Below are 11,674 nucleotides of genomic sequence, written 5' to 3'. Positions count from 1 at the left end.
GGCATTGGAATAGCAAAGGAGCATCCTCATGACCAGCTTGACCCGCGCCCGCGAAAACCCCCGCGAACAGCTCTTCGACGAGATCGACCGGATCGGTGCCGGCATGCTCGGGCTCGAGCGCGTCCGGATGCACCCGCAGCCGATGGCCCCGCATCTCGACCGGGAGACGAACACGATCTGGTTCTTCACCAAGACCGACACGGACCTTGCCGAGGCGATCGGCGAAGGGAGCGGCGAACGCGGCATCTTCTGCGTCGTCGGCAAGGATCACGACTATCACGCCTCGCTCGCCGGCCGCATCACGGTCGAGAGGAACCCGGCGAGGATCGACGCATACTGGAACTCGGTCGTCGAAGCCTGGTACGATCACGGCAAGGACGACCCGAAGCTGACGATGCTGGCGCTGCGGCTGGACGACGCCGCCATCTGGGCCTCCACCGGCAGCACACTGAAATTTGGCTGGGAGATCGCCAAGGCGAATTTCACCGCCGACGAGGAACCGGAGGTCGGCGTCCGCGCGCACGTCGTCTTCGGGGAGACGCAGGCTGGCCAGTGGCCGAGTGGGCCCCGGAGCCTCGCTCCATAGCCCGGGCCGACGATGTCCGGCGGTCGCAAAGTCACACAGCGCCGTCCGTCGCCCGCTCGGCACGGCGTCACTGCATGGGCAGTGGCTTGGCGGCCTGTGCCGTTCGCTCAGACCTTGGCGCGCTTCAGCACCTCGTTGATGCGCGCCTGCCAGCCCTTGCCCGTCGCCTTGAACTTCTCGATCACCTCGGGGTCGAGCCGCAGCGAGACCTGCTGCTTCGGCCGCGCCACAGGCGGCCGTCCGCGGGCGCGGCGGATGCTCTCCATCAGGTCGGGAAAGGCCTCTGCGAACGGGCGAGCCTGCTTGAAATCCTCCTCCGTCCACTCGGGATTGTCCGGATCCTGCGCGATGGCCTTCTGAATACGAGCCTCTTCCTCGTCTGTGATGGGGGGAAAAAGGCGTCTCGGTTTATTGCTTTGCATAGAGTGCCCTTTCCTGACGGCTCGCCGGCCGCATGGAGATGACCGAAACGCCCTGGCTGCCAAGGGGAACGAAGACGATTGCCACTAGCCGCTCGCCGAATGGCCCGATCGCTTTCCACCTCCCATGTTTCGCTGCAACGGCGATGGATCCGGCAAAGAACTCCAGCGTCAGTTCGGCAAAATCATAGCCATGCTTGGCGATGTTCGCCCGGCGCTTGCGCTCATCATAAACGATCCGCATGTTTTTTGTATCACTTTAAATCGCGACACACAAATCATGCCAAAGTTTCAGAGCGAGGCAAGCGCAATCTGGAGATGAATCTTCAGGCCCAGAAATCCGGGATCGTCTCCGAAAGCCGCGGCCCGAGCCGCAAGGGGGCGATCTTTTCCGCCAGCCCGGTCCGGTCGGAGATCTCCACGCCGACGCCGCAGATGGTCGCCGGTCCGGTCGCCGCCTCGAAGCGGCCCTTCGGCATCTTCGAGATGAAGCGATTGAGCGGCTCCTCCTTGTCCATGCCGAGCGATGAGTCGTAGTCGCCGCACATGCCGGCATCGGACATGTAGCCGGTGCCGCCGTTGAGGATCTGGCAGTCGGCGGTTGGCACATGCGTATGCGTGCCGATCACCGCGCTCGCGCGTCCGTCGACGAAGTGGCCAAAACACTGCTTCTCGCTGGTCGCCTCTGCGTGGAAGTCGAAGATGACCGCGTCCGCCTGCTCGCCGAGCGGGCAGGATGCGAGGATCGTCTCGCCGGTGGTGAAGGGGTCGTCGAGCTCCGGGTGCATGAAGACCCGCCCCATGATGTTTGCGACCAGCACGCGGGCACCGTTGCGGGCGAAGAACAGGTTGGAGCCGCGGCCGGGCGTCCCGGCCGGATAGTTCGCCGGGCGCAGGAACTGGTCGTGCCGGGCGGCAAACGTCACCGCCTCCTTCTGGTCCCAGACATGGTTGCCGGTGGTGACCACGTCGGCGCCGGCGTTGATCGTCTCCTGGAAGATCTCCTCGGTAATGCCGAAGCCGCCGGCGGCGTTCTCGCCGTTGACGACGACGAAGTCGAGCTTCAGGTCGGAGATCAGTCCCGGCAGTCGCTGCCACACCGCGGTCCTGCCGGTCTTGCCCACCATGTCGCCGAGAAAGAGAAAGCGCATCAGCCCCGTCCGCCCTGACCGTTGAAAATCCGAAAGCCGCCCTCGGTCAGCACCGCGTCGAGCGCGACGTCGTGCGGCTCGGCCGGCACCGCGGCCACCTCCTGGCAGTCGAAGGCCACGCCGATCAGCCGTGGCGCATGCCCCTTGGCGCGCAGCCGGTCGATGGCCCGGTCGTAATGGCCGGCGCCGTAACCGATCCGGTGGCCGGCCGCGTCGAAGGCCGACAGCGGCACCAGCAGGATTTCCGGGTCGAGCAGCGCGGCTTCCGGGCCGGGCCCGGTCGTGCCGAAGCCGGTATGGACCAGTGGCGCACCGCGCACCAGTTCGCGGAAGACGATGGTCTCGCGGTCGAGCACCACCGGCAGGCACAGCCTTGCGCCGCGCTCGGCGAGCCGCGCCATCAGCGGGCGGATGTCCGCCTCGGAGCGGATCGGCCAGAAGCCGGAGATCACCGCGCCGGGCTCGAAGGCGATGACGTCGCCGGCGTGCTCCGCCATCGCCAGGCTCGCCTCGATGCGCGCTTCCGCCGGTATCCGGTCGCGGAGCGCCAGCTTCTCGTTGCGAAGCGCGGCTTTCAGTTCTTTCGGCGTCACGCGGCTCTTCCCGTTGCTGATCGTTCTGCTTCCCATAACGCCGGACAGCGTCACCCGCAACCGCCGCACGCCGCGGGCGCACCGGAACGTCGTGGAACCAAAAGACGCCGGACGTTCTTTTGCAACTTTCGATATGCGCCATTTCGCGACAACCCTAATGAGAGGTCGCTTCTCGCTTCAACCCGCTGCAGCGCCGGCCAAGGCACTCCGGGAGCAGCAAAATGGTGATAACGTTCGATAAAGCATCCCGTCAGCTTCGGCTGGCGCGGCTGCGAAAAGGCGCCCTATCACCTCGTCATGTCCACCGCCGATTCGCATTCGTCACACCTGCCGCGCCCGGCCAGGCCCGAACTTTCGGCCATCGAGCTGCGTTGCCTTGCGCTCGTAGCCGAGGGCCGGTCGCCGGGTCAGATCGTGCTCGAGACCGACTTGCCATTGCCGCGCGTCGTCGAGGCGCTGACGACGGCCATGGTGAAGCTGGGCGCCCGCAACATCACCGGAGCGGTTTCGCGCGCAGCACTCCTGGACCTGATCTGACCATCTTGCGCGGCCTGCGTTACGCGGCCTGAGCCTCCGCCAGTTCCAGCATCGCCAGCGCCGCACCCTCGTCGGTGATCAGCGTGTTGCAACCGATCCGTCGGATCGTCGCGCGGATCGCCGCCGCCCGGTGCGCGCCACCGGAGACGAGCACGATGTGGCTGGCCTTCTTTACCGTGTCGAGGTCGATCGACATGACACGGTCGCGGATCGGATGGTCGATGGTGCGTCCTTCGGCGTCGAGGAAGTTGCACATCGTGTCGCAGACGCAGCCGGCCGCCACCAGCTCGTCCAGCACCTGGCGCGGCAGGAAGCCGCGTGACAGCGAGGTGGAATCGGGCCCGATGTCGCCGCAACTGACGACGGCGATGTCCATCGCCTCCGCCAGCTCGAACAGCGGTTTCAGCCCGCATTTCTCGATCAGCCTGTGCTTCGTCTCGCGGCTGTCGACGAGAAGCGGCGCGAGGAACAGATAGCACTCGGCGCCAAGCTGGCTGGCGATCCGCCAGCTGTATTCGATCGGGTTGATGTGATGCGCCTGGACGACGCCGCCGAGCAGCGACACGACTTTGACGCGCTCCCGTCGCGCCGGGCGGAAGCTGGCCAGCGAGGCGGTCAGCGTGCGGCCCCAGCCGACACCGATCGTGCAGTCGTCGGGGATCGTTTCGGTGAGGAACTGGCCGAGCGCCAGCCCGACGCTCTTGGCCGTGCCCTCGGCGCTGTCGGCCGCCGGCACCACCACCGCCTCGTCGAGGCCGTAGGCCCGCTCCAGCCGCGTCGCCAGTTCCACGCAGTCGCCGACGCCCTCATCGATCCAGATCTGCACCTCGCCGCGCTTCAGCGCCTCGTCGAGCATGCGGATCACCGTCGACCTGCTGACGCCGAGCTTTTCGGCAACGTCCTTCTGCGTCAGGCGCTGGTTGTAGTAGAGCCAGGCCGCGCGAAGACGCAGCGACGCGCTTTCGGATATGGCCGTGTGCGTCTCCCGCCTCAGTTTCACCAATCGCTCCTCCATTCCTCGGAGCCGTCCCTGTGGACGGATCGACCGCTCATAGCATGGAACCGAAGCGGCGCGACATATGTTTAACCGAATGAGCAAAAGTGCTTGACATCGATGCGACGCGACGACGATAGTCGCCCGTGCCGCAGCGTCACCGACGCCGCATGCATTCGCATGCGCGACCCGGGAAGCGGCATCTCCGGCATATGCGCCGGCGGTGCGCTGAAGGCAACGGCGATCGTTTCGAGCCGACGGTCGGCGCTTCACAGGACATCACGAAACGGGACCTCGAACATGACCTCCAAGCTAGAACAACTGCGTGCGATGACGACCGTGGTCGCAGACACCGGCGACATCGAAGCCGTCGCCCGCCTGAAGCCCGTCGACTGCACCACCAACCCGACCATCGTGCTGAAGGCGCTGGGCACACCGATGTTTGCCGACGCCATCGCCGAGGCGCTGCGCTGGGGCCAGTCGCAGGGCGGCAGCCGCGAGGGCGTGGTCGCCGCCGTCGCAGACCGGCTGGCGATTTCGGTCGGCACGGCGCTGGCCAAACTCGTCCCCGGGCGCGTCTCCACCGAGGTCGACGCCGACCTCTCGTTCGACACGCAGGCCTCGATCGAAAAGGCGCGCGCCATCATCAAGGCCTATGACGAGCGCGGCATTTCCCGCGAGCGCATCCTGATCAAGCTCGCCTCCACCTGGGAGGGCATCCGCGCCGCCGAAGTGCTGCAGAAGGAAGGCATCGACTGCAACCTGACGCTGCTGTTCAGCAAGGCCCAGGCGATCGCCTGCGCCGATGCCGGCGCCTTCCTGATCTCGCCCTTCGTCGGCCGCATCCTCGACTGGCACGTCAAGGCGACCGGCAAGACCTACACCGCCGAGGACGATCCGGGCGTGCTGTCGGTGCGCGCGATCTACGACTACTACAAGTCCAACGGCATCAAGACGATCGTCATGGGCGCCTCGTTCCGCAACACCGGCGAGATCGAGGCGCTGGCCGGCTGCGACCGGCTGACGATCAGCCCGCAGCTTCTCGACGAACTCGACAAGGCCGAAGGCAAGCTCGAGCGCCGGCTTTCGCCCGAAACCGTCAGCCACGTCGCCCCGATCAAGATCGACGAGAAGGCCTTCCGCTGGATGCTGAACGAGGACGCCATGGCGACCGAAAAGCTCGCCGAAGGCATCCGCGCCTTCGCCAAGGACCTCGGCGCGCTGCGCGCCATGGTCGACAGGGAGCTGAAGGCGGCGGCCTGATCGATCTGCCTTACGGCAAACCGCGACGGCCGCCTCAGGGGCGGCCGTTTTGCGTTTAAGGGAGCGTGTCTATCGGAACAGTTGCAGCATCGTTTCCGGTGCGGCGTTGGCAACGGACAGGGACTGGATTGCCAGTTGCTGCTGCGTCTGGACCGCCTTCAACCGGGTGGACGCCTCGTTCATGTCGGCATCGACCAGCCGACCGATGCCGCTGTCGATCGCGTCGGAGAGCTTGGCGGCGAATTCGGTCTGCATGTCGATGCGGGACTGAAGGGCGCCGAGGGTCGATGCCACGTCCACCATCTTCGCGATCATTGCCTCCACAACGAGGATCATCTCGTCAACCTCGAGATCGGTCGTCGCGGACGAAAGTGAGATTTCGGGGTGCACCTGATGGTTCTCACCATTGAAAAGAACCCAGTCCGAAGCCAGACCAAGCTCATCCGCGAAGGCGGAGTTTGTGATGATACCACTGTCGCCGCTCAGGTCGTCGATCAGGTAGAAGACCCGCGTCGTGTCCCAATCGGAAGTCATATCGTAGGTAATCATATTGACGGAGACGTTACCGGACGCGTCTCGAACGAAAGCTCCGGGAACCTGCTTCGGACCGTCCTGTTCTGCTGATTGCATCCAAAGCCAGTTTTCACCGGAGAAGGATGCCGACGCCGCAATCGAACGCAATTGATCCTTCAGTTGCGTCAGTTCCTCGTCGATCTTGGTCTTGTCGACCCCCGCTTCCCGCGCAGCGACAAGCTTCGCTTTCACGGTGTTCATGACGTCGACTGCCGCCTCCATCCCCGCATAGGCCACGTCCACCTTCGCAGCCCCCAAGCCCAGGGCATCCTTCACCGCCGAAAGCGCCATGTTGTCCGAACGCATCGTCGTCGAGATAGACCAATAGGCGGCATTGTCTGATGCGCTCGCCACGCGCAGACCGCTGCTTACCTGGCCCTGGGTCTTCTGCATGCTGCTGTCGAGTGCGCGCAACGTCTGGATCGCAACCATCGCCCCGACATTCGTAAGAATGCTGGTCATTGAAATGCTCGATACTTATTGGGAAGCGCTCGTCATGAGCATGTCATACTGATTGCAATGAATGCGTCGCTTTGGTTAACGAGAAGTGTATGCGTCCTCTGGAGATCAAAATAAATTATTTTGAATCAGTGAGTTGTATAAGTAATGAAATGCAATTTTGCGGAGGGCCCGTCTTCGGCCTCTCGCAGGCGGCGCGCACCGTCGCAACCAAACGGTATCCAAGCGGCATCAAAAGGTGCGGATTAGCGTCGAATGCACTAAGCGAGGACAAGAGCGCGATCCACGACGACCGATGGTTTTTTTACGATCCCGGGTGCCTACAAAGTAGGTGGGCGCCGTATATCCGGACCCACGGGTCCGGTCAGGGACAGCTCCCTTGAGATCGTGTATGGCCCCGGGGATTGTGGTTACCTGTCGGGAAGCGCAGACCGCCTTTTACATATAGGATGAATCCGGCCCGTCCGCCAGTGCGATTCAAGCGACGCCATGAAGAATGCCGGGCAGCCACAGAGGCTTGCGCGTCCCACCCCCGGTGGCAAAGCCTATACCCTGAAAAGAAGTCGAGGGCGGCGGCGTGATCGGGAGAAAGCGAACACCCGAATGGCCCGGCCTCGGAGACCGCGGAAAGGTCCTTATGGATGTGCAGACCGGGACAAACGTCTCAATTCGCGGCGGGCCGGCTCGTCAGCTTTGCCGTCATCCCCTGTATCTGGGTCGTCAGTTCGCCGAGCGCCTGGGCGATCGCTTCCTCTTCACGCGAGACGTCGGCCAGCGCATTTTCCCGCTCGTGCCGCAATCCGGCGACTTCCGCTTCCAAAGCTTGCAGCCGACGCGTGAGTTCGCTCAGTTCATCCATCACCATGATGCCGGCCATCACGGTGAGGCGCAGGTCACCTATCTCGCCGAACTGCCCCTTCAGATGGCCGACGTAGCGATCGAAGCCGGAGGCAAGATCGGTCAGATGCTGCTCCTGCCCTTCCTCGCAGGCCATGCGGTAGGCCTTGCCGTCGATCAACACCGTTACCTGCGCCATCGGATGTTCCCGTGCTTGCTAGAGGATCGCCGTCTGCGTCCCATCAGCGGTCGAGCACCGCCCTGATCGTCTCCATCGCGGTCACCAGCCGGCGGGAGACCTCGCGATTGACCTCCTCGAGGCGGTTCGCCCGAAATTCCGACTCGTCGAGTTCCTGGGCCAGGCGGGAGCGATCCGTGTTGACGCGCCGAACCTCGCTCTCGATTTCGCTGTAATTCCGCTCACGGTCGAAGCGCATCTCCAGTGCGTTGTCGAGGCCTTCCAAAGCCTTGCGCAACTGTTCGATTGCCGTCCGGACTGTTTCTCCTGCCGCCATAACGCCTTCACCGGCACATCAAGTGTAGCTGTCGAATCGAGGTAGCTGTCGCCTGCTTCAAGGTCTTGACACTATTCAACAGCGAGCATCACCGTCAACTACGCGGCGAGGCGCGGATGTGTTCGGCTGTGGATGAGGTTTTTTGCGATGCAACGGAACGCCCAAAAGCGGCCTTTCCGGCTTTGCCCTTTCCGCCGGCAAATTGCCGCAAAAGGCGGCGAAAGCGGCTCAATTCGTTGACTCCCGCAACGCACCTGCTATGTGTCAGCCGCGCTCTGCCCGGTGACCCAGCAGGCATCGGCCCCGACACCCCGATTGATTTGGAATAGTCATGATCTCTCGCGAAAAACACGACCGGATGGCGAATGCTATTCGCTTCCTTTCCATGGATGCCGTGGAGAAGGCAAATTCCGGCCATCCCGGCCTGCCGATGGGTGCTGCGGACATCGCAACGGTGCTTTTCACCCGCTTCATGACCTTCGACCCGAAGGCGCCGTCCTGGCCGAACCGCGACCGTTTCGTGCTGTCGGCCGGCCACGGTTCGATGCTGCTCTATTCGCTCCTCTACCTCACCGGCTATGAGGACATCACGATCGACGAGATCAGGAACTTCCGCCAGCTCGGCGCCCGGACCGCCGGCCACCCGGAATACGGCCACGCCGCCGGCATCGAGACGACCACCGGTCCGCTCGGCCAGGGCATTGCCAACGCAGTCGGCATGGCGATCGCCGAGCGCAAGCTGCGCGACGAGTTCGGCGCCGATCTGATGGATCACTATACCTACGTGCTCGCCGGTGACGGCTGCCTGATGGAGGGCATCAGCCAGGAGGCGATCTCGCTCGCCGGCCACCTGAAGCTCAACAAGCTGATCGTCTTCTGGGACGACAACAACATCTCGATCGACGGCCCGATCTCGATCGCCGACTCCACCGACCAGCACGCCCGCTTCCGCGCCTCCGGCTGGAACACGATCGCCGTCGACGGCCATGACCCGGACGCGATCGCCGCCGCCATCGAGCAGGCCCAGAAATCCGACAAGCCTACGATGATCGCCTGCAAGACGACGATCGGCTTCGGCGCGCCGAACAAGGCCGGCACCCACAAGGTTCACGGCTCGCCGCTCGGCGCCGACGAGATCGCCGCCACCCGCAAGGCCCTCGGCTGGGAATCCGAATCCTTCGTCGTTCCCTCCGACGTGCTGGACGCCTGGCGCCTCGCCGGCCTGCGCTCCACCAAGGCCCACAAGGAATGGCAGGAGCGCCTGGAAAAGGCGGACGCCGAGAAGCGTGTGCAGTTCGTCCGCCGCTTTGCCGGCGAATTGGAAAGCGGCCTCGGTTCGGCCATCGTCGAGTACAAGAAGAAGCTTGCCGAAACGAAGCCGTCGCCCGCGACCCGCAAGGCCTCTGAGGATGCGCTCGAGGTCATCAACGGCGTGCTGAAGGAAACGATCGGCGGCTCGGCCGACCTGACCGGCTCCAACAACACCAAGACCAGCCAGACCGCTTCGATCACGCCGGACGACTTCTCCGGCCGCTATATCCACTGGGGCGTGCGCGAGCACGGCATGGCGGCGGCGGTGAACGGCATGGCCTTGCATGGCGGCCTGATCCCCTATTCCGGCGGCTTCCTGATCTTTTCCGACTACTGCCGTCCGTCGATCCGCCTGGCCGCGCTGATGGGCATCCGCGTCATTCACGTGCTGACCCACGATTCGATCGGTCTCGGCGAGGACGGCCCGACGCACCAGCCGGTCGAGCACATGGCGGCCCTGCGCGCCATTCCGAACCTGTTGATGTTCCGCCCGGCCGACGCCACCGAGACGGCCGAGTGCTGGCAGCTGGCGCTGGAAAACAAGCATCGTCCCTCCGGCCTGGCGCTGACCCGCCAGAACCTGATGGCGGTTCGCACCGAGTTCGAGGAGCAGAACCTCTGCGCCCGCGGCGCCTACGACCTGATCTCGGCCGCCGACGCCAAGGTGACGATCTTCGCCACCGGTTCCGAGGTCGAGATCGCGGTGAAGGCCTGCGAGGCGCTGACGGCCAAGGGTGTTGCCACCCGCGTCGTCTCGGTGCCCTGCTTCGAGCTGTTCTACGAGCAGCCGGAAGAGTACCAGAAGGCGATCATCGGCAATTCGCCGGTCAAGATCGCCGTCGAGGCTGGCATCCGCCAGGGCTGGGACCACATCATCGGCGCCGACGGAACGTTCATCGGCATGAGCACCTTCGGCGCCTCCGGCCCCTACAAGGAACTCTACCAGCATTTCGGCATCACGCCTGAAGCGGTGGTTGCCGCCGCGGAAGCCAAGCTGGCCTGATCTTCGGCCGGCGCGCCTCACCTGCGCGCCGGCCTTTTTGCATATCAACGTTTGACAGGGAGAGTCCTGAAATGACCGTAAAAGTTGCCATCAACGGCTTTGGCCGCATCGGCCGCAACGTGCTCCGCGCGATCATCGAATCCGGCCGCACTGACATCGAAGTCGTCGCGGTGAACGACCTCGGCCCGGTCGAGACCAACGCTCATCTGCTGCGCTACGATTCGGTCCACGGCCGGTTCCCGCACACCGTCACCGTCGATGGCGACACGATCAATGTCGGCCGCGGTCCGATCCGCGTCACCGCCATCCGCGACCCGAAGGAACTGCCCTGGGGCGACGTCGATATCGCTCTGGAGTGCACCGGCCTGTTCACGACGAAGGAAAAGGCGTCGGCCCACCTCGCCAACGGGTCCAAGCGCGTCATCGTTTCGGCCCCGTGCGACAACGCCGACAAGACCATCGTCTACGGCGTCAACCACAACACGCTGACCAAGGACGATCTCGTCATCTCGAACGCCTCGTGCACGACGAACTGCCTGGCGCCGGTCGCCTATGTTCTCGACAAGGCCTTCGGCATCGAGAAGGGCTACATGACGACGGTCCACGCCTATACGGGCGACCAGCCGACGCTCGACACCATGCACAAGGACCTCTACCGCGCCCGCGCCGCGGCGCTGTCGATGATCCCGACCTCGACGGGCGCCGCCAAGGCCGTCGGCCTGGTGCTGCCGCAGCTGAAGGGCAAGCTCGACGGCTCGTCGATCCGCGTGCCGACCCCGAACGTCTCGGTCGTCGACCTGAAGTTCGTGCCGAAGCGCAACGTCACCGCCGAGGAAGTCAACGGCGCCATCAAGGCCGCCGCCGAAGGCGAACTGAAGGGCATTCTCGACTACGTCACCGGCCCGCTGGTCTCGATCGACTTCAACCACGACAGCCATTCGTCGAGCTTCGCCGCCGACCAGACGAAGGTGCTCGAGGGCAACCTCGTCCGTGTCCTCTCCTGGTACGACAACGAGTGGGGCTTCTCGAACCGCATGTCCGACACCGCCGTCGCGCTCGGCAAGCTGATCTAAGGCAAGTCAGACGGCACCCGGGTAGCGATGCCCGGGTGCCTCTCTGACACGGCGCTTGGTGATGGGGCGCCATCTACCTTCCGTCACCCCGGACTTGATCCGGGGTCCAGTTGCGCCGCGTCTGCGGCGCAGAACTTTCTCTTGCGCTCAAAGACTTGAGCGCGCTGGATGCCGGATCAAGTCCGGCATGACGGAGAAGATGAGGCCGCCGTTGCTCCAAGAGCCCGGTGGCAAAGTTTCTTTGCCATCAGCCTTTCCGAATATCCCGCCGTCCGGATTGAAGGTGGGACACTTCCGAAACATATATTGCAGCGATCTTGCGCGCCCGTCGGGGGAGCGCCGCGCTGCAGGCCCAGAATT

General features: G+C 64.2%; 13 protein-coding genes and 1 other RNA gene. 5 read left to right on the top strand and 9 right to left on the bottom strand.

Features of this window, described 5'->3' with window-relative positions:
• Nucleotides 1-28 precede the first annotated feature (28 nt).
• Nucleotides 29-586, top strand: a complete 558-nt coding sequence (locus JNC62_RS08545) for a pyridoxamine 5'-phosphate oxidase family protein (protein ID WP_374837801.1) — start codon at nt 29-31, stop codon at nt 584-586.
• Nucleotides 587-693: 107 nt separating this feature from the next.
• Here JNC62_RS08545 and JNC62_RS08540 read toward each other — a convergent pair whose 3' ends face one another.
• From JNC62_RS08540 to JNC62_RS08525, 4 genes are all read right to left on the bottom strand, one after another.
• Entirely contained in the window at nt 694-1,008 is a 315-nt protein-coding gene (locus tag JNC62_RS08540) for a BrnA antitoxin family protein (RefSeq protein ID WP_374837799.1), read from the bottom strand.
• A complete protein-coding gene (locus JNC62_RS08535) occupies nt 995-1,249 on the bottom strand; it encodes a BrnT family toxin (protein ID WP_374837797.1) in 255 nt (84 codons plus the stop codon). Before JNC62_RS08535 ends, JNC62_RS08540 begins: the two co-directional genes overlap by 14 nt.
• Nucleotides 1,250-1,331: 82 nt before the next feature.
• Nucleotides 1,332-2,156 (bottom strand): TIGR00282 family metallophosphoesterase, encoded by an 825-nt coding sequence (locus JNC62_RS08530; RefSeq protein WP_374837795.1) that lies wholly within the window; start codon nt 2,154-2,156, stop codon nt 1,332-1,334.
• Nucleotides 2,156-2,749, bottom strand: coding sequence for a 5-formyltetrahydrofolate cyclo-ligase (locus JNC62_RS08525; RefSeq protein WP_374837793.1), 594 nt, complete (start codon nt 2,747-2,749; stop codon nt 2,156-2,158). The genes JNC62_RS08530 and JNC62_RS08525 overlap by 1 nt, the downstream gene beginning before the upstream one ends.
• Before the next feature lie 297 nt (nt 2,750-3,046).
• Here JNC62_RS08525 and JNC62_RS08520 point away from each other — a divergent pair, with 297 nt between their 5' ends.
• Entirely contained in the window at nt 3,047-3,286 is a 240-nt protein-coding gene (locus tag JNC62_RS08520) for a transcriptional regulator (protein WP_374837791.1), read from the top strand.
• Between the two features lie 19 nt (nt 3,287-3,305).
• On the opposite strand, the gene JNC62_RS08515 is transcribed toward JNC62_RS08520, so the two are convergent.
• Nucleotides 3,306-4,289, bottom strand: a complete 984-nt coding sequence (locus JNC62_RS08515) for a sugar-binding transcriptional regulator (RefSeq protein ID WP_374837790.1) — start codon at nt 4,287-4,289, stop codon at nt 3,306-3,308.
• Between the two features lie 291 nt (nt 4,290-4,580).
• Here JNC62_RS08515 and tal point away from each other — a divergent pair, with 291 nt between their 5' ends.
• Nucleotides 4,581-5,543 carry a transaldolase gene (gene tal, locus JNC62_RS08510; protein WP_374837788.1) on the top strand — a complete coding sequence of 321 codons (963 nt, stop codon included), beginning with the start codon at nt 4,581-4,583 and terminating at the stop codon, nt 5,541-5,543.
• A 69-nt stretch (nt 5,544-5,612) separates the two neighbouring features.
• Here the strand turns inward: tal and JNC62_RS08505 are convergent, their stop codons facing one another.
• The 4 genes from JNC62_RS08505 to JNC62_RS08490 all read right to left on the bottom strand — a co-directional run bounded on the left by JNC62_RS08505 (nt 5,613) and on the right by JNC62_RS08490 (nt 7,927).
• Nucleotides 5,613-6,578, bottom strand: a complete 966-nt coding sequence (locus tag JNC62_RS08505; protein WP_374837786.1) for a flagellin N-terminal helical domain-containing protein — start codon at nt 6,576-6,578, stop codon at nt 5,613-5,615.
• 273 nt (nt 6,579-6,851) lie between these two features.
• Nucleotides 6,852-7,011, bottom strand: a non-coding RNA gene (ssrS, locus tag JNC62_RS08500) — 6S RNA.
• A gap of 228 nt (nt 7,012-7,239) precedes the next feature.
• A complete protein-coding gene (locus tag JNC62_RS08495; protein ID WP_374837784.1) occupies nt 7,240-7,611 on the bottom strand; it encodes a cell division protein ZapA in 372 nt (123 codons plus the stop codon).
• A gap of 43 nt (nt 7,612-7,654) precedes the next feature.
• On the bottom strand, nt 7,655-7,927 hold the full coding sequence (locus JNC62_RS08490; RefSeq protein ID WP_374837782.1) for a DUF4164 domain-containing protein: 273 nt from the start codon (nt 7,925-7,927) through the stop codon (nt 7,655-7,657).
• A gap of 331 nt (nt 7,928-8,258) precedes the next feature.
• Between JNC62_RS08490 and tkt the strand changes: the two genes are divergently transcribed.
• Together tkt and gap are read left to right on the top strand one after the other, a co-directional pair.
• Complete coding sequence (gene tkt, locus JNC62_RS08485; protein WP_374837780.1) at nt 8,259-10,241, top strand: transketolase; 1,983 nt, start codon at nt 8,259-8,261, stop codon at nt 10,239-10,241.
• 71 nt (nt 10,242-10,312) lie between these two features.
• Entirely contained in the window at nt 10,313-11,314 is a 1,002-nt protein-coding gene (gap, locus tag JNC62_RS08480) for a type I glyceraldehyde-3-phosphate dehydrogenase (RefSeq protein ID WP_374837778.1), read from the top strand.
• Nucleotides 11,315-11,674: the final 360 nt, after the last annotated feature.

Origin of the sequence: Mycoplana ramosa, assembly GCF_041930185.1 — a bacterium.
Classification (GTDB): Bacteria; Pseudomonadota; Alphaproteobacteria; order Rhizobiales; family Rhizobiaceae; genus Mycoplana; species Mycoplana ramosa.
The sequence above is the reverse complement of the archived record's forward strand: the minus strand, read 5'-3'. Positions and strand labels throughout refer to the sequence as shown.